Genomic DNA, 18,205 nt, shown 5'->3' on the forward strand with positions numbered 1-18,205 from the left:
TCGGCTGATGTTTCGTCGGATTTAAACGAGGATCACTGGCTTTTCGCGAAATCTGGCGGAAAAGTGTCTCAAATTGTCACACCTGTCAGAGGAGTAACAGAAGGGGCCTCTGGTTCTCTAACAATTGCATTATGACGTTGGCAGGGTCTTTGAAGTAAGGGCGGTGTTGACCGTGTGTGGAGGTATAGCATGCGCATTCATCTACAACTTGCTTTGTCTGTTTTGGCTTTGTCCGTGGCGGCCTGCTCTAATGGCGGAGGCGGTGGCGGCGGAGGTGCAGCTCCGGTGCCGACAACCTCGACACCCACGCCAACGCCTGTGGATGTGCAGGGTGAATTCACCTACGAATATAAATTCAATGGCTGCACCACCGGCCGCCAGAAGCTGACCTCCAAAAATGCGTACTGCGATGCTTTGCTGAACGATGCCTTGAACAACAACTGCGCCCGCGAAATGCGCGTGGAAACTTACAACCGCATGTGCACCACCAACACTCAAGTCAGCAGTCCTGGAACTTTGCCGGCGATGAGCACCGCTCGTTGTGTGGTGAACGGAATGGATTTGAAAGATCGCACATTCCTGCAGAATATGAATCCGTTCAATCCGCAAAGACGTCAGATCTATCGCGACATGTTCTGGAGCGGGAAGAACGATCAGGGTTACGACATTCTGGGCAGCCTGGTTGATTCCTATGGCAAAGGCCGTTTGTTGCTGACGCCGGCCCAGACCGGTCGCGCCGCTTTGGGTGAAATCCAGTTGCACCAGCAGCGCGGTGACAGCAAGTTCTCGGTGCGCTCGGGCCTGGGTTCGCAGATCAGTCTGAAGGTCACTAACCTTGAAATTCAAAAGGAAGTGGAAGCGGTTTGTCTGTCTGACAAGTCCTTCAAGCGTCCCAAAGCCGATCTGCGCCGTGTGAAGTGCTCGCTGACTCACTCTGAATCCGGTCGCAAAGAAACCCGTCGTGACGAAGAGATCGTGTGGGATGTTGCCAATAAAGTGGAGCGTGAAATATTCCGCGGCCGCTCGACAGAAAGAATCACTTTGCGCCTGAAACCCGCTGCAGCAGCGCAAGACGAGCGCATTGCCATTGAGGCGGTGGATCTGGATATCGACAAAACCTTGGTCGCTGAAACAACCCTGAATGAAGGCCTGGAAGTTCGCTTCCGTGGTCAGTTGACGGGGACCGACCTTACGATTCAGTGCGCACCTGCGTCAAAATAAACTCAGAGAAGGCCTAAATATCAGTATTGACTCCGGTTTTTATAGAACCTAGACTTGAACTGTTTAAAGCCCGATGAATATTACACTGAAGTGAGATTCAGCATGAGTTTTTTTGACAAAGTTCAAGACTATTTTTCCAATGACATTGCCATTGACCTTGGCACCGCCAACACACTTGTTTACGTAAAAGGCCGCGGAATCATCCTTGATGAACCTTCCGTGGTTGCGGTCCAAAAGAATTACCGTGGCATGCAAAACCGCGTTCTTGCCGTAGGTAAAGAAGCCAAAGACATGTTGGGACGTACACCTGGCAGCATCGTGGCGATCCGCCCGATCAAAGACGGTGTTATCGCTGACTTCGAAGTCACCCAGTCCATGCTGAAGTACTTCATCGGCAAATCCCTTGGCGAGAAAAAATCCTTCATCCGTCCTCGTATCATCATCTGCGTTCCTTACGGGATCACTCAGGTGGAAAAACGTGCGGTGAAAGAAGCAGCTCAATCCGCAGGTGCCCGTGAGGTTTATCTGATCGAGGAACCAATGGCCGCGGCGATCGGTGCCGGTCTTCCGATCACTGAACCATCCGGCAACATGGTTGTCGACATGGGCGGTGGTACTACGGGCGTGGCGGTGATTTCTTTGGGTGGTATTGTTTACTGCAAATCCATCAAAGTTGCCGGTGACAAGTTTGACGAGGCGATCGTGAACTATGTTCGTCGTCAGTTCAACCTTCTGATCGGTGAAAGAACCGCAGAAAACATCAAAATCCAAATCGGTAACGCTTATCCGTTTGAAGAAGAAAAATCCATGGAGATCAAGGGCCGTGACCTTGTGGCCGGTGCTCCAAAAACCATCGAAATCACCTCTTCCCAGGTGAACGATGCTTTGATGGATCCTTTGTCTGAAGTTGTGGATGCTGTTCGTACCGCGCTGGAAAAAACTCCACCGGAACTGGCTTCGGATATCGTGGACAACGGGATCGTTCTGACGGGCGGGGGCGCTTTGCTGGCGAACCTGGACGTGCTTCTGAGAGAAAGAACTGGACTGCCGGTTTCTATCGCTGAAGACCCACTTTCCTGTGTGGTGATGGGTTCCGGTAAAGTTCTCGACCAGCTTGACCTTCTCAGACAGCTTACAGTCGATTAGTATAGTAAGGGCATCCACGAAAGGGTGCCCCCGAACGCACGAATGGACTTAAAGGTGCTATGACCGAAGCTGACGTACAATCTATCGCTTTGTTTTTCTATTTTGCCCTGCTTGATGATCAAAAAGCGATAGAGGCTTCGTCCCAGGCGCTGGCCCTTTGTCGGGCTCGCAAGGCGCGAAATCCTGATTTGCAAAATTCTGTAGCTATTGTTGCCGCGACCAAAACGGTCTGGGACAAATTCAAAGTGCGCGTGTCCCGCGGACGTCCCAACACCACTGTGGAATCCGGTTGGCTGATTCCCGATGCGGTCGATCTGGGCCCATGGCGTGAATTTCAGAAATCCGCTTCAGAAGACGAGCTATTGACTGTTATTTGGTCTAAAATCCTGAAGATAAGTGATGATGATATTTCGGCTGGTTTGGGCATTACCCAGGGCACTATTCGATACAGATTAGGCCGGGCATTGCGCAAGCTGGGAAGCATGACCCAAGGTGTGAGTAAACTAAAGCATGGCTCAGCAGGAAAATAAAATTCCCCTCTCCAAAAAGAACAAAAGAGAGATTTCTCCGTTCATCGGGCATGAGCTGCTTTATGATTATTTGACGGGAACTCTGGACCATGAACGCCGTTCTGCGGTGGAAGATCATGTGAAGTTCTCGCGTGATGCTCAGTTGGATCTGGGCAAAATTGAAAATGGTCAGAAGTATGCCGAGCGTCTGGCGGACACCCGTGTTTCTGAACCGATCATTTCCCAAATCAATGCTCCTTCCAGTTATCTGACAGTGCTGATGCAAAAATCCAATTTCGACAAATGGCCTCAGGGTCTTAAATGGGGCCTTGAAGCTCTGGTTGTTGTTGGGGTGATTGTGACTTTGTTGTCGGTGACACCATGGCAGAAAGTGATGCAACTGGGGAACCTGACGGGCTCTAAAGAAGTGATCCTGGCCGAGGTTTCGAAAACTGAAACCGCAACAGTGGTGCAGGAAACTCCGGAATTCGTGGATGAAGGGGCTAAAGAAGCTGTTCCGCCAGTGGCTGAAAAAACTCCGGATAAACCGGCGGCGGCAACTCCGGCACCGGCAGCACCGACTACTCCCACGCCAGCAGCACCTGCTGCAGTGGCGGCGAAACAGGATAAGCCTGCGGAAGCTGCTCCGGCAGCCGCTTCCGGCGGATTCCTTTATCGTGGCGAGATCGTAGCCACCAACATTGAAAGTGTGGGCCCGAAGGTCACCGACAAGATCATGGAGCTGGGAGGTCGTAAGGCCGGTTCCGTGGAGCTGGGCTGGAAGAAAACTCCAACCTCCATGTATTACCACTTCACCATTCCCGAAGCGAAGTATCAGGATCTGCTGAATTATCTGGGCACTTACGGAAAGACCAAATTTTCCAAAGAAAAACACCCTCGTGTGATGCCGGACGGGATCATCCGTCTGATCTTCACTTTGGATGAATCCAAAAAGTGAAAACACTCCGGAAGAAACCCAAACGATCCCTGCGCACGATCTTGATTATCTGGTTCGTCCTGTTTTCAGTCGTGCCCCTGGCGTTCGTCACGGGCTATTCCATGATCAAATACGAAAAAGCCATCGATCATGAGCTGTCCCAGCGCCTGAGCGGCAATGCCCGCGAAGTCGAGCTGATTCTGGCAGACCTGCTGACCAGCATTCAGCAAAAGCGGGATCGTTATGTGCGTGATCCAAGTCTTGTCTATCACATGGCTGAAGGCGACAGCGGCACCATCCGCAATATCTCTTCCCAGTGGATCAAGACTGACAATATTTCCAGTCTGACCTTCTTCAACCGCGAAGGCCGCATGCTGGCGTCAGTCTTCAAAGATGAAAAAGAAAACGTGCGCAGCTTTGTTCCGGTTCAGGACGCCGTTTTCCTGTCGGCGAAGTACATGGCGCAGGTCAAAGATCAGCGTGAAATTTCCCTGGCTGAATTTGGTGACAAACAAAAAGTTAATCTGATCCTGATCTCGAAAATCACCGGAGCCGGGGGCCGCGTTGTCGGTTACATGGAACAGGTGATGGATCTGAACAAAACTTTTGTGGGCAAGATCAAAAGCCGCCTGAAGCTGGAACTGATCTTTTTCTCGGACAACGGCCAGGCTGTTGTGGCCAGCCATCCGGATTTTTACCTCTATAAAAAAGACTTCTTCCGTCCGTATTTCCGCCCGGGGGCCGAGCCATTCTTTGATCTGAATGTGCGCAGCACCCCTTATGGTTTTTTGATCTATCCGCTGAACTGGGGTATCACGAAGTTCTATGTGGCCTTGGGCGCTTCAAAAAGCGAGGCCAAAGCAGTTTTAAAGAACGTGAACTATGCGTTCATCAGCGTCGTTGGTGCGGTCATTGTGCTGTTGGTTCTGACGATTCTGGTGACTTCAAGCTGGGTGCTGAAGCCGCTGTACGAACTGGTGGAAGCCCTGCAGTCCTTTGAATCCCAGGAACAGGCCGTCACCATTCCGGTGAAAAACGACACTGAGATCGGTCTTCTGACTGAGTCGTTCAATGAAATGAGCAAAAAAATCTGGGTGGCCCGTTCGGATCTTCGCAAAAAAATCACCGAGCTGGAAGCGGCCAACAAAGAACTTAAGGACACTCAGACCAAGCTTGTTCACTCTGCAAAAATGGTCAGCCTGGGTCAGTTGGTGGCCGGTGTTGCGCATGAACTGAATAATCCGATCGGCTTCATTTACAGCAACATGACTCATCTTAAAGAGTACTCGGAAAGACTGATCGAGCTGGCTGAAGTGGCCGAAAAAGATCCGCCAAAGCTTCCGGCTTTGAAGGAAGAGTACGAGTTTGATTACATCGTGAAAGATCTGCCGAAGCTGGTGGCGTCCTGTCAGGACGGGGCCCGCCGCACCCGTGACATCGTTCTGGGGCTGCGCAATTTCTCGCGCCTGGAAGAAGCCAAACTTCAGGAAATCGACGTTCATCAAAGTCTCGACACCACCTTGAATCTGTTGCAGGGTGAAATTAAAAACCGCATCGAGATTCATCGTCAGTACGAGCCAACTCCTTTGATTCACTGTTATGCCAGCCAGGTGAATCAGGTGTTTATGAACATTCTGTCCAATGCAGTGCAAGCGATTGAAGGCAGCGGTCACATCTGGATTTCCACTTCGGCTTTGAAGGACTACAAGGGTTCCAAGGACAAACGTGGCTGGGTGCAGGTCTCAATTCAAGACAGTGGCAAGGGCATGTCCGCCGATGTCCTGGAAAAAATCTTCGATCCGTTCTTCACCACCAAGGGCGTCGGACAGGGGACCGGTTTGGGCTTGAGTATCTCTTACGGAATTGTTCAGAACCACGGGGGCGAAATTCAGGCCCGCTCAGAAGTGGGCGTAGGCACAGAGTTTATCGTGATCATCCCGGTGTATCCGCCAATCCAGGAAAAGAATCCCCAACCAATGTCCTAAAGCTTTAGTCCAGTTAGTCCGAGAAGAAAGACATGCGTATCATGGCGGTCTTTCTTTCGATTTTGATGGCTTCAGGTGTGGCGGTGGCAAAAAGTCATAAGCTGCATTTTTCCGGAAGAGTCGCAGAAAAAGTCGACGTGAAAACCAAGAACGGTGAACTGCAAATCACAAAGAATTCACCTCACCTTAAAGTCGTAGTTCACAAGCGGACTCCGGCTTCTCTCGTCACAGTTCAAGCGCCCTAAGACTAGTTGTTAAGGACTGGTTTAAGAAGTCTTCTTTTGCCCAAAAATAGCCCCTATCATTGGGATATATGGCAAAAATCATTTCAATGTCACTGATTCTGATTTCGGCAGCTTTGGCAATTCCGTCCGTTTCCTGGGCCTTCCGATTTTCTCCGATGGTTGTGGAGTTTGCGCCCAGTGGATCAAGATCCACCCAAGTGCTGGTGATTGAAAATCCCGGTGATGAAAAGCTTCCTGTACAAATCGAAGCCTTCGCCCGCAGCACCAATGCCAAAGGCGAAGAGGTGCGCACGAAAACTGAAGACTTTGTGATTTACCCTGAGCAGGTCGTGCTGCTGCCGAAGGAAAAGCGCAACGTGCGTGTGTCGTGGTCTGGTGAAATCAAGGACGGAAAAGAAAAAGCCTATCGCCTGGTGGCTTCACAGCTGCCGGTGGATTTTCGTGAAAAGAACTCGGACCCGAAAAAAACCAGTGTGAATTTAAAATTTCTTTTGCAGTACGTGGCCTCAGCTTACGTTGTGCCGGAAGGGGCGTTGCCGAAAGTGATCGTCAAAGACGTGAAACGCACCGGTGCCCGCAAAGTGGCGGTGACTTTCGCAAATGACGGCAAGGCCCACAAGGTTTTGTTATTTAAGAATCTGAAGATCAAAGCCGGTGAGTCCGTGATTGCGGATCTGACCACGAATAAGGCTGTGGAGTCCATCAACCTGCTGGCCGGGGATACGGCCACGGCCGAGGTTGAAACAACCAAGGACGTTCCTGCAAATCAAATATTGAGCGCCACGATTGAGCTGAAGGATCTTGAGAATTGAGGTCTTGTCTCGTTTTAATTTTTTCTATCCTGCTTCCGGTGCTGGTCATGGCACAAGGTCGTCCTCCGTTAGGAAAGCCTTTCCTGATGGCGCCGGTTGTTTTGGATGGGCGGCCGTTGACGGAGGCATGGTTGTTCCCGCGCGACCGCGCCGAAGAATTTTCCGTTGAAGCGCGCACTGTGCTTGAGGCTGTGAAGCCCTACATGAAGGACGATTTGTTTTTGCGCCTGCAAGGCAGTGTGACTCCTGAAGGAGTGGTGACGACACAGTCTTTGGAGGCGGTGGGCTTTTCGGTGACCTTTGACCCGCCCACCCTGGAGCTGCGCCTCAGTCTTCCTGCCAAGTATCGAAAGCCTCAGGATCTGGATTTGAACTTTGTTGAATTTGAAAATCAGAAGTACCTGCGCCCGGATCGGCACAGTGGGTACTTGAATCTAAGAACCCAGCAATCCTGGCAGTACGGGCCGGATGTGGAAAGCGAACGTCGGCCTCTGACCGGAAATCTGGAGTTGGTGGAAAATATCAAAGGCTTTGTCTTTGAATCCAGCGCGGATTTTTTAGAAGACGCTGATTCCCAGTGGCGCCGACAGGACACGCGCATCCGCTATGACGATGAAGAGCGCATGATCCGCTACACGCTGGGGGATCTGACATTCCGCTCAACGGGCTTTCAGATCACACCTTCCATTGCGGGTCTGGCGGCGACGCGGGAATTTGCAATTCAGCCTTATAAAACCTTAAGACCTCTCAGTGACACCGAAATCATTATCAAGCGCACTTCGATTGTGGAGATCTATGTCAACGGCCTGCTGTTCAGTCAGGTGCGCCTGGCTCCGGGGGTTTTCAATATTCGTGATTTCCCTTTGGCGACAGGCCAAAGCAGTGTGCGCATCAAGGTGAAAGATGACCTGGGGCAAGAGGAAGTTTATGACTTCTCACTGCTTTATGAAAACAGCTTGCTGGCTCGCGGGGTGGAAGAATTTTCTTATGCTGCCGGTCTTCCGTGGCAGCCTTCGGGTGGCGACCGGGCCTATGACGATTCGGCGGCTTTTGTCAGTTTGTACAACCGCCGCGGGATCACCGATCAACTGACGGTGGGGCTGAACTATCAGGGCTATTATGAAAAGATGCTTCTGGGCGCGGAAGTGTCGGGTGTTTCCCGTTTGGGATATCTGTCTTTGCAAGCGGCGCAAGGATCTGAATCGGCACAGCAAAGTGGTTTTGCCGAGCGTTTGACATATCGAAGTCTGGATAAAATTCTGGGTCGTCAGATGCCTTTGTTATTGGCTCTGGAATTTGAAAATCAGGATCGCGACTTCAGCCCGGTGACGGTGCAAACCCCCGTGGTGGATCCTTTAAGGTACCTGCGCCGCTACGATGCGCAGCTCAATTTCCGTCTGGATTCCTCGTGGCTGTGGGGCGTGGGTGCCAATACTTTGGAATATATGACGGGAGAAGACCAACGCACGTATCGGTCCAATCTGATGATTCCGCTGAAAAGCCAGATGCGCTTGGAATTTGTCTATAACAAGGTTTTGCAGGACAAAGAAGAAGACCGCTTCTTGATTTCGTTCTATTGGAATGAAAGTCAGGGCTATTACAGCGCGAGCTCTTATTACGACTCACTTCAAAAAACCACCAATGCCACCGTGGCCCGCAACAATCGCTATCAATATGATGACTATCGCTGGAATGCAAACATCCAAAACAGCGAGCTGGGGAACACGCGCAGCATCTCGGGGGAATATTTGAAGCAGCCCTTCAGTGTGCGTCTGGATCATATGAACCATGCCCAGCAGGGAAGTGAATACAACCTGACGTCGTTGGGGTTGAACACTGGCTTTGCGTGGGTGGGTGGCCATGGGGCCTTCACGCAACCAGTGACCGACAGCTTTGTGTTGATTCACGCCAAGAATCTGGAAGACGGGCAGGCCATCATGATCAATCCGACGGGGGATCGTGGGCAGGCTCAGTTGGGGCCGCGCCGAACGGTGGTGCTGCGTGATCAGTCGTCTTATTACCGAAACACGGTGAATGTGGATATCACTTCTTTGCCAATGGGCTATCTGCTGGATAAAGAATTCTATGGAACTCAGACCACTTATCGCAGTGGTATTTTGCTGGATCTGAAGATCGCCAAAAAAGTCATGGTCAAGGGGCAGTTGCTGACAGCCACAGGCAAAGCGGTGGAATACGCCGCGGGTGATGTGTTTGATGCCAACGGACAACTCGTGGACAACACCTTCTTCACCAACAAGCAGGGGCGCTTCCTGATTGAAGGTTTGGAACCGGGTGTGTACCGGGTTGTGACAGATCAATCAGGTCTTGCTCCATTCACATTTGAGATTCCCGGCAATGCTGACAGAATGTTGAATCTGGGCACCGTTAAAACCGGAACAAAGGAGCAGCGATGAAATTAATCGTGGGTCTTCTGCTTGCAGCACTTACGTTTGCCGGAGTCAGAGCCTCGGCCTGTTCAAGCATGGGGTTGATTCTGGCGCAGCCAGCGCCGTATTTCCAGACTGGCGGGACGATGAAGGACACCTTTAACGTCACAGTCTTTGGCAACACCACACAAGGTACCTGCAATTATTTTCTGACTTTTGATTATGGATCTTCGAATTCCTACACCAATCGTTCTGTCAAAAAAGGTTCGGATGTGTGGCCGTACCAGATCTCGGCCGACAATGCGGGTTTGCAGATTCTGAAAAAGTTCCCGGATGTGAATTCCTGCTCGGACGTCATCTGTGACAAGCTTCAGGGAAATACGTTCTATAATACCAAGACGTCGTCTTACACCGTGGCCTTTGACACCGCGAATGACTGGCGCTCTGCGGGAACTTATCTTGATACTGTGACGGTGCGCCTGTATCAGGGAAACATCTCAAACTACACGCTGGTGGCTTCACAGGCTTTTCTGCTGACATTCGGATCGCCCAAGAAAGCCGATCTGTCGGTAGTGTCTTCCGGTGGGGCCTTTGATCTTTCCAAAACCACGCACACGATCAACTTTGGCAACAACCTGACAACCGGGGCTCAAGGCACCGCTGATGTGATTGTGAAATACAATTCGGGCTATAATCTGTATGCCTGGTCTGACAACGGTGGAAAGCTGAAGCAGGTCAACGGCACGGATACGATCGATTACACCTTTAAGATCAATGGAACCACTTACGCGATTCCATGGTGGACCCAGATTGCCACGCAGACGGGGACTTCGCCGGCCAGCGGGCTGGTGAATCCGGTGACAATCATCATCGGGAATACCAGCGGCAAAGCGCAAGGGTCCTACAGCGACACGATCAATCTGACTATTCAATCCAGCCAATAAAAAAAGCCGGTCGCAGGGACCGGCTTTTTATTTTGTTTTGCAGTTTTAAATTACTGTGCTGCGATCGTCACGGTCACAACGTCAGAGTATGTGCCGGACGGAAGAGCCGCAATTTCAGCCGCTGTGGAAGTGGCCTTAACAACCACAGAAACTGCAGAGCTTGTTTTAGCAGTCAAAGCGCCGGAAGAAGCTTCACATGCTGCCGTCAAAGCGCAGTTGGCAATAGAGATCTTTGCGGAAGAATAATCCAAAGAGTATTTTACTTTCGCAGTGCCTGGGCCGCGCAATTCACCCGCCTGAGCAGAGGAAACCGTGATTTTGTAACCCCCGGTGGAGTTTGAAACTTCGTGGAAGATGCTTGCGAAAGTCTTGGAAGTCACAGCTCCGTTTACGATCTGATCCACGTTCAGAGTCTGATCCACATTGGCATCATTGCCGCCCATGCTGGTCAGGGAAAGATAAGTGTTGTTGGCAACAACACCTGTGATCGTCAAAGCGCCTTGGGAAGCGGCGAAGGTGTTAACCGAGAAAGCCAGGGCACTGACAGCGGCAAGAGTTTTAATCATTTTCATGGGGGGATCCTTTCAAAAGGGGGTTCGGGGGGTAATGAGTTAAGTTGACAGCTTCTTAACTTCACTTTCTGTGCCGACACCGAAAATGCCCTAAAGTGGTTAATGACTCGTGATTAATGCGCAGATTTTTGACAAATGAGACAAAATTTTAGCTCACCCGTTCGGCGTAGCCTGAAAAAGCCGCGGCTTTGATCAAGGAAATGTTTGGAAGTCTCTGATTTTAAACGACCTTTAACTTGAAACATGAGGCAGTAAACACGTGGATCAATACCCCCGAAGTGTCTCATCTTGAGACAGTCTCAAACTTGAGAAGTGGACCACATTGACCGATAAGGGGGCTATGACTTCACAGAAGCCACAAAAGGAAAACTCTATGCTTTTGGCTTTGCTGCTCTTTGTAGGGGCGGCGGTGATGATCTTTGTCTATCTGGGCTCTGAAGATCCGCCGAAAAAAGTGGCTTCGGCTCCGGCGGCAGCGAAATCCGAAAAGTTTGAAAAGTCCGTGAACCGCCATCTGATGTTGACCAACGAAAAGATGGAGATGGCCCGCCAGCGCATGCAGGTTGAAAACGCGCGGCTGATGAACACCGACTTTAATTCCACCACTGCACAAAGCGCTTATCACAATGAAAACCGTCTGGATCTGACATCGGACACGCGCGCACAAGAGCTGGCGGAAGAGCTGGGGCGTGGCACGCGCAAAGAGGAAACTCTTTCCCCGCATGACATTGTTCAGAAGGAACTGTTCAACGCTGAACAACAGGCCGAGTATTCGCAAGCATACAAAGAAGAGTACGCTCGGCAGTTTGTTGAAAACGCCCGTCGTGGTGGATACCGTGTGATCTTAAGTGAAGATCTGTCCCGCGTTCTGTCGGTGACTCCGATCCGCAATCCAAGTGGCGGCAGCATGAATGTGTTTGACTACAGTTCGGAAGCTATACAGTAAGACTGCGTGTCGCGCGGGTCTTTCGCCATTTCTTAAAATATCCATGATCAGCCATACTGAAATAGTTGTTTTCACAGACGACCAGATGATCGTTCAGCGGAATTTCAAACATCTGCGCCAGTTGATGGATTTTTCGGGTCAGGATCAGATCTTGTTCGGAAGGCATCACGTTCTGACTGGGGTGATTGTGCGCCAGAATAAAGGAACTGGCGTTGGCTTGCACCAGACAGCGGAAGATGTCGCGCGGATGAATCAGACAGAAATCCACCGTTCCCCGAAACAGCATTTCTTTGCGCACCAGATTCATTTGCGAGTCCAGGGCAAGAACCCAAAGCTCTTCAGCAAAGGGGTTTATATCGTTGCGCAGGATTTCATAGGCTTGCAGGCTTGTGGACACTTCTCTCATATTTGTCCCTCGTTGCAAAATTACGGGGTTTTTAATGGAAAACAGGCCTTATTTAGCGGACGGATTTAGGACAGCCGTCCTGAAACGGAGGGGCATGACTTGCGCCCTGAAATACCCCAGCATAGACTTTGGAAGTGTCCGAAATGGACAGGAAGGTATTATGAAAAAGAATCTGACTTTTGCAGCCGTGGCTCTTTCTTTCTTGGCAATGACCAGTTGTGGTCCGAAAGCTTTCGTGAAAGGCCAGTACGACGACGTGAACCGTGAAAATCTTCTGAATGATCAGTGGTCTGAAACAGACATGCAGAAAGCAGTTCAGGATCTGGTGGCAAGTTTGATGACTTCTCCGTCCATCAACGGCGCTAAAAAAATGCCAGTGGTTATGGTGACTGGCCTGCAGAATAAAACCAGCGAACACATCGACACTCAAAGCATCATGGACATGGTTCGTGTGGAGCTTATGAAATCCGGCAAGGTTGGTTTCATCGACAAGGAAGCCCGTCAGGATATCGCTGATGAATACAACTATCAGAATTCCGGCATGGTTGAAGAAGGCACCAAAAAAGGCCCAGGTGGCCAGATTGGCGCAGACTTCATCATCAACGGCCGTCTGGATTCCATCGTTCAGGAAGTGGGCAAAGACAAGTCCGTTTACTACAAACTGACTTTGAATCTGACCAATCTGAAATCCAGCATGATCACCTGGTCTGACCAAAAACAGATCCGTAAAACATTCAAAAAGAAATCCATCGGTCTGTAATTGATGAATCTTATTGCTCAAAGACTCACGCATGCCGTGGGTCTTTTTTTAGTTTTGCCCCTGATTGGTTGCGCCACTTACCAAAGCAAGGTGCAGCCGGCCCGCGAGGCATTGGCTCGTCATGATTTCACCAAGGCTCTGGCGGATTTAAAGCCCCTGGCCGACAAGGAAAATGACGACCAACTGGCGTATCTGATGGACTACGGCGTGGCCCTGCAGGTCGCCGGACAACTGAAAGAGAGCAATCAGATTCTGATGAAGGCTGATCGTCTGTCCGAACTGGTCGACTATCAGTCGGTGTCACGCATTGCCGGATCCCTGGCGCTGAACGAGGAAATGGTTCAGTACAAGGGCGACACTTTCGAAAAGATTTTTATCAATGCCTATCTGGCGATGAACTTCCTGGAAATGGATCAACTGGATGATGCTCTGGTTGAAGCCCGTCGTATCAATGAAAAATATCTGAAATACCGCGCGGATGAAAAGCAGGCCTTTGAACTGAATTCGTTCAGTAAATATCTTTCGGCCGTGATCTGGGAAGCCAGCCGCAGTTACGACGATGCTTACATCGCCTATGCGGAAGCCTACAAAATTGACCCCTCCATTTCCACGATCCGCGAGGACCTGATTCGTTCGGCGAAACTGGCCCGTCGCATGGACAGCTACAAGGAATGGAAAAAGAAATTCCCCGATGTTGTGGAATCCGACCGTTGGTATGACCGGGCAAACGGGGAGCTGGTGATTATCTATCAGCAGGGTTGGGGGCCGCGAAAATCCGCGGGTAAAAACAACGGTCACACTTTGCCGACGCTGGTGCCGGTGATCAGCCAAACTCAACGAGCACGCCTGTATCTTTCCACCGACGTGGAGCCTTTCCTAAGCCGCGAAGTTTACGATGTGCAAACCGCCGCAATGAAAACCCTGGAAGAGGATTACGGAATTCTTTTCGCCAAACGGGTGGCGGGTGTTGCCACCAAAGCGGTGTTGTCCGATCAAATCCGTCAGCAGAATCAGGCTTTGGGGGATTTGGCTTACATCGCCTTGTTGATGGCGGATCGCGCGGATGTGCGACAGTGGTCTTTCCTGCCTCAGACAATTCAAATTATCCGTGTGCCGTTGCGCGCGGGCACCTACAAGTTCCGCTTGGAAGGTGTGGACTACAGCAATACATCCACCGGGGAGGGTCTTGATTCCCGCGACGTGGAAATCAAAGCCGGTCAAAAGAAGTTCGTGATCTGGAGATCCTTGAAATAGCAGAAATTGAATAAAAAAAAGGCCCCGCTTTGCGGAGCCTTTTTTGAAACCCTTGCTGGAAGGTCTTCTTAGTTGTTCAACAAAGAAGTGCCTGGCAGGTTTGGAGTTTCGTCGTCTTGTTGAAGACCTGGAAGTACAGTCGCTTTTTCAGCAGCTACTTTAGCAGTAGTGTCTGTGTTGTAGCGAGTCGCTGCAGTTGCAACGCGGTTTTCCAAGTTTTGTTTAACGCTGTCTGTAGAAGCGTTTTCAACAACTGTGTTCACTTGTTGCTTGGTCATGTAGTCCTGAGGGAACGCGCCAAGTTTAGCCAAGTAACCAGAGATGCTGCCGTTACCGTTCTGGATGATCTCACGCAGTGTGAAAAGAGGAGCGTACTGAGATGCTTTCTTTTCAGCTTCGAAGATGATCTGAGTCAGAGTCGCAGCAGTGATGTCATTTTTAGACTTGTTGTCGATAACCATCACTTCTTCGTTAGTGCGGATCATCTTAGCGATATCGTCCAAAGTCACATAGCAGCTTTGTTGAGTGTCGTAGAGTTTGCGGTTCTGATAGCGCTTGATGATTTTAACTTTAGAATTTGGCTTCGATGTCATTGTTTCGTTTTGGTTGATCAAAAGTGCCTCCCAATTTGAAATTTCCCCAAAGTCCCAAGGGGTTAACGGTGCCTTATGATTCGGCGTCCCCTTGCAGATGGGCGCAACCTATCCCTGCCGCCACCCCTTGTCAAGGGGTCCTAAAATCAAAAGAAAAGACTCTAGGCGTTATTTTTTCTGCAAATAGCCATTCGTTTTTTCGAATTTTACAGACCTTTGTCTAAAGTTTTTTCCAAAGCCCGCCGAAATGTTTAAGGACGACCTTCAATCTTGGGCGGATAATTAATGAAAAATGAGCAAAAACAAGAGTTTAAGTCCTCTGGTGTGTTGGCCCTGCTGGGCCTCGTAGGCTTCTCTACAGCCATCATTGCGACCCCCTGGAATCGTCAGATTCAGGACTCTAGAAGTGAGACAGCCCGCCAAAAAGCAGAGGTCGTTGGGTATCAAGTTGTACAAATTTACCGCGAAGCATCAAAAAATACAGTGTCGGAAGACAAGGCCGGAGGCAGGCTGCCAGCTTCGGTTTCAGAGGATAAGTCCGCTTTGAGTGCTGAAAACCTGCGCAGCACGGGGACCATGGGCACAGACCCTTGGGGTCAGCCTTATCGTTATCGCATCCTTTCTGCAGCGGATGCCGCTGGCAAGATCAAGATCCTGGTGTGGTCGTCCGGTCCAAATCAGAAAATCGAAACAGCTTCGCTCGATGACGAGGACCGACCTCTGGAAGCCCAGCCTCTTTATGAAGGAGACGATCTGGGTGTCCTTCTGAGTGTGTCTCATAACTAGGCACTTTATCAGCCGCGCCCTTGGTCGCGTTTGCTGAAAGGGTGCTCAAGCCGCATCAAGCAATTCTCATAAGAAGCCGATCAGCCTAGTGACTAAGGAGATTTCATGTTTCCATACACTAGGACCGCAATCATCGTTCCTTTCCTGATGACCCTCACGGCTTGCGCGACCTTCACGTCAAATGAGTCTGACGACAAAGCCCCTTACTACGAGGCATCATTCAACGATAGAAATCGCGCTCCTGCGTCCTTTGCTCCGGCGGTGGTCTCTCCGGAAGACAACGGCGCGGCCTCCTTGGATCCACTTTATATGCGCACTCAGGCCGATTACTACTTCGCGATGGGTGAGGCGTACGCTTTGGAAGGCAATTCTCAGAAAGCAGTTGAAGCCTTCAAGATGGTTCTTATCTACGACACCAATTCCCCGGCCGTGAACATGCGTCTGGCGGCAGAGTTTCTGAAGCAGGGCATGATCACTGAATCTTTGGCCCAGGCTGAAGAAGCGGTGGCGAAAGATCCAAAGAACGTGGACGGTCACCTGTTGCTGGGTGGTTTGTATTCTTCTTTGAAGCTTTATCCCAAGGCGATGGAACAATACAACACCGTGATGAAGCTTCAGCCGGACAATACCGAGGCTCCGCTTTACATCGGTGCTTTGTATTCCGAGCAGAAACAGTCCGACAAAGCCGTGAAGTACTTTGAGTCTTTGCTGAAGAATCCTGAATACAACACGCCTTACCTGGCTCACTACTATATCGGACGCGTGCGTCTGGAGCAGTCTGAAACCAAATTCCAAAAGGCGGCAGAGACTTCCTTCAAGAAGGCTTTGGATCTGAAACCGGATTTTGCCGATGCCGTGCTTTCTTTGGGTGTGCTTTATTCCAAGCAGAAATCTGAAGACAAAGCCGTGTCTTTGTATCGCGCTTTCCAGAAAGAAAATTCCCCAAGCCCGCGTGTGGCTGAAGTCCTGGCGCAGATCTATATCGAGCGCGGTGACTATGAAAACGCCTATGAACAACTGGAAGTGATGGAGCAGGACTCCGACGAGCCACTGAATGTTCGCATGAAAATGGCGTTGATTCTGATTGAACAGAAACGTTACGACACGGCGGTGGCGAAGCTGGAAGAAATTCTGAAAGATGCGCCAGAGTCAGACAAGGTTCGCTTCTATCTGGCCGCGGTTTACGAAGAAACCCGTCAGCATGAAAAAGCCGTGAAAGAATACACGAAGATCCCGGCGACCAGCACTTACTATGGTGAGGCCGTGGTTCACGCCGCTTACCTGTTGAAAGGTTTGGGCCGACTGAATGAAGGTTTGGAAGTGGCGGCCGCTGGTTTGAAAGCACGCCAGGATCAGCCTCAGATCTTCGCGATGTATGCTTCCTTGCTGGATGAAAAAGGTGATTACAAAAATGCCTCTGCCACTTTGGAGCAGGGTTTGAAAAAGTTCCCGGAAAACGCTCAGCTTCGTTTCTATTACGGCACGATCAACGACCGTATGGGCAACAAAGATGTGGTTGTGACGGAAATGCAAAAAGTTCTGGAGCTGGATCCAAACCACGTGCAAGGCCTGAACTATCTGGCCTTCACCTGGGCTGAAATGGGAGTGAAACTTCCGGAGGCGGAAAAACTGGCGCGTCGTGCGCTGGAGCTTGAGCCGACGGATGGTTATGTGCTGGATACTCTGGGCTGGATTTTGTACAAACAAAACAAGTTCGCTGAATCCATCAAGTTCTTGGAGGCCGCTTACAAACATCAGTCCACGGTGAGCATCATTGCTGAGCACCTGGGTGATGCTTACTATAAGCACTCGATGGTGGATAAAGCCAAGAAGATGTATAAGAAAGCCGCGGACCTTGAAACTGAGCCTAAAAAAGTTCAGGAAATCCGCAGCAAGATCACGGCGATCGAAAAGCAGGAACTGAACGGCACGCCTCGTCTGCCAGCTTCCGTTGAAAAGCCGGTGGCGGAACACGCTTCTGAAAAATAGATCCTGGATTTAGAATTAAAATAAAAAAGCCCGCAAACTGCGGGCTTTTTCTTTTTCCGGGTTAAGAAGCCGGTTCGGTTTTCTTTTCCTGCAGCAGTCCGCGTTCTTTCGTCGCCAGGAAAGAATAGTGGGCGGCAAAGAAGATCACTGGCAAAGTCACGATGAAGCCTGCGCCCCACAAAATTCCTGAAATCAAAACCGCCAGCGCCATATAAAAAGCGATGATGAAATACTCGCGGAAGTTTTTCAGCGAGGCCAGGGCGGCAATATCCACCGCTTTTGCAAGAGCGGTTCCGTCTTCGATGGTCATGCGCAGGGCATGGGTCAGCACCAGATAGAAATACACCGCCAGAATCAAAAGACCCCAGGACATCGGAATGGTGTGCAGGAAATCCTGCGGGCTTTCCAGAACTCCGATGGCGGAGCCCAGAAGCGTGCTTGTCGGCAGCAGAATCAAAGAACAGATAACAAAGGACAAAGTGTTTTCCTTCAGAAAACCCAGATCCCGCGGCCAGGACTTCAATGTCAGGTAACGATTGGTCACTTCCTGCAAAAATAGCAGTCCAAAGGAAATCAGCAATGCACTAATATAAGGAGTAAAGCGCACCGCCAGAACGAACAGGGTGGCTGTACAGCCCAAAAAGAGGCTGTTTTTCCAGTCCGCTTTTAATTGAATCAAGGCTTGTTTAAGGGAATTCATTTCTCTATGCTAA

18 protein-coding genes are annotated in these 18,205 nt (G+C 50.4%); 14 read left to right on the forward strand and 4 right to left on the reverse strand.

Annotated features, from left to right (window positions below; translation table 11 throughout):
• The first annotated feature begins 189 nt into the window (after window positions 1-189).
• The 9 genes from ACZ520_RS00945 (at window position 190) to ACZ520_RS00985 (ending at window position 10,186) form a co-directional block, all read left to right on the forward strand.
• Entirely contained in the window at window positions 190-1,221 is a 1,032-nt protein-coding gene (locus ACZ520_RS00945) for a hypothetical protein (RefSeq protein WP_464127099.1), read from the forward strand.
• Between the two features lie 102 nt (window positions 1,222-1,323).
• Entirely contained in the window at window positions 1,324-2,367 is a 1,044-nt protein-coding gene (locus ACZ520_RS00950; protein ID WP_015089392.1) for a rod shape-determining protein, read from the forward strand.
• Between the two features lie 59 nt (window positions 2,368-2,426).
• Entirely contained in the window at window positions 2,427-2,897 is a 471-nt protein-coding gene (locus ACZ520_RS00955; protein WP_088566589.1) for a helix-turn-helix domain-containing protein, read from the forward strand.
• Complete coding sequence (locus ACZ520_RS00960) at window positions 2,878-3,834, forward strand: hypothetical protein (protein WP_464127102.1); 957 nt, start codon at window positions 2,878-2,880, stop codon at window positions 3,832-3,834. Before ACZ520_RS00955 ends, ACZ520_RS00960 begins: the two co-directional genes overlap by 20 nt.
• Entirely contained in the window at window positions 3,831-5,798 is a 1,968-nt protein-coding gene (locus ACZ520_RS00965) for a sensor histidine kinase (protein ID WP_088566588.1), read from the forward strand. The genes ACZ520_RS00960 and ACZ520_RS00965 overlap by 4 nt, the downstream gene beginning before the upstream one ends.
• A 32-nt stretch (window positions 5,799-5,830) precedes the next feature.
• Window positions 5,831-6,043: a hypothetical protein gene (locus tag ACZ520_RS00970; RefSeq protein WP_374031747.1), complete on the forward strand. Its 213-nt coding sequence runs from the start codon at window positions 5,831-5,833 to the stop codon at window positions 6,041-6,043.
• A 68-nt stretch (window positions 6,044-6,111) separates the two neighbouring features.
• Entirely contained in the window at window positions 6,112-6,855 is a 744-nt protein-coding gene (locus ACZ520_RS00975; protein ID WP_464127105.1) for a fimbria/pilus periplasmic chaperone, read from the forward strand.
• A 47-nt stretch (window positions 6,856-6,902) separates the two neighbouring features.
• The gene (locus ACZ520_RS00980; protein ID WP_464127107.1) at window positions 6,903-9,269 is read left to right on the forward strand and encodes a fimbria/pilus outer membrane usher protein; all 2,367 of its coding nucleotides are present in this window, start codon (window positions 6,903-6,905) and stop codon (window positions 9,267-9,269) included.
• Window positions 9,266-10,186, forward strand: coding sequence for a hypothetical protein (locus ACZ520_RS00985; protein ID WP_374031750.1), 921 nt, complete (start codon window positions 9,266-9,268; stop codon window positions 10,184-10,186). The genes ACZ520_RS00980 and ACZ520_RS00985 overlap by 4 nt, the downstream gene beginning before the upstream one ends.
• A 50-nt stretch (window positions 10,187-10,236) precedes the next feature.
• On the opposite strand, the gene ACZ520_RS00990 is transcribed toward ACZ520_RS00985, so the two are convergent.
• Complete coding sequence (locus ACZ520_RS00990; RefSeq protein WP_088566583.1) at window positions 10,237-10,758, reverse strand: hypothetical protein; 522 nt, start codon at window positions 10,756-10,758, stop codon at window positions 10,237-10,239.
• A gap of 340 nt (window positions 10,759-11,098) precedes the next feature.
• Between ACZ520_RS00990 and ACZ520_RS00995 the strand changes: the two genes are divergently transcribed.
• Window positions 11,099-11,704, forward strand: a complete 606-nt coding sequence (locus ACZ520_RS00995; protein ID WP_232468867.1) for a hypothetical protein — start codon at window positions 11,099-11,101, stop codon at window positions 11,702-11,704.
• On the opposite strand, the gene ACZ520_RS01000 is transcribed toward ACZ520_RS00995, so the two are convergent.
• Entirely contained in the window at window positions 11,694-12,110 is a 417-nt protein-coding gene (locus tag ACZ520_RS01000) for a JAB domain-containing protein (RefSeq protein ID WP_232468865.1), read from the reverse strand. The genes ACZ520_RS00995 and ACZ520_RS01000 overlap by 11 nt on opposite strands.
• A gap of 160 nt (window positions 12,111-12,270) precedes the next feature.
• Between ACZ520_RS01000 and lpoB the strand changes: the two genes are divergently transcribed.
• Window positions 12,271-12,870, forward strand: a complete 600-nt coding sequence (gene lpoB / locus ACZ520_RS01005; RefSeq protein ID WP_038450554.1) for a penicillin-binding protein activator LpoB — start codon at window positions 12,271-12,273, stop codon at window positions 12,868-12,870.
• A 3-nt stretch (window positions 12,871-12,873) separates the two neighbouring features.
• Window positions 12,874-14,124: a COG3014 family protein gene (locus ACZ520_RS01010; RefSeq protein ID WP_464128378.1), complete on the forward strand. Its 1,251-nt coding sequence runs from the start codon at window positions 12,874-12,876 to the stop codon at window positions 14,122-14,124.
• Window positions 14,125-14,192: 68 nt separating this feature from the next.
• Here ACZ520_RS01010 and ACZ520_RS01015 read toward each other — a convergent pair whose 3' ends face one another.
• Window positions 14,193-14,717: a polyhydroxyalkanoate synthesis regulator DNA-binding domain-containing protein gene (locus tag ACZ520_RS01015; RefSeq protein WP_231839234.1), complete on the reverse strand. Its 525-nt coding sequence runs from the start codon at window positions 14,715-14,717 to the stop codon at window positions 14,193-14,195.
• 285 nt (window positions 14,718-15,002) lie between these two features.
• Here ACZ520_RS01015 and ACZ520_RS01020 point away from each other — a divergent pair, with 285 nt between their 5' ends.
• Together ACZ520_RS01020 and ACZ520_RS01025 are read left to right on the forward strand one after the other, a co-directional pair.
• On the forward strand, window positions 15,003-15,503 hold the full coding sequence (locus ACZ520_RS01020; RefSeq protein ID WP_088566581.1) for a hypothetical protein: 501 nt from the start codon (window positions 15,003-15,005) through the stop codon (window positions 15,501-15,503).
• 105 nt (window positions 15,504-15,608) lie between these two features.
• On the forward strand, window positions 15,609-17,492 hold the full coding sequence (locus ACZ520_RS01025; RefSeq protein WP_088566580.1) for a tetratricopeptide repeat protein: 1,884 nt from the start codon (window positions 15,609-15,611) through the stop codon (window positions 17,490-17,492).
• 61 nt (window positions 17,493-17,553) lie between these two features.
• Here the strand turns inward: ACZ520_RS01025 and ACZ520_RS01030 are convergent, their stop codons facing one another.
• Complete coding sequence (locus tag ACZ520_RS01030; RefSeq protein WP_088566579.1) at window positions 17,554-18,192, reverse strand: hypothetical protein; 639 nt, start codon at window positions 18,190-18,192, stop codon at window positions 17,554-17,556.
• Window positions 18,193-18,205 lie beyond the last annotated feature (13 nt).

This window comes from Bdellovibrio sp. BIS2 (genome assembly GCF_055398295.1).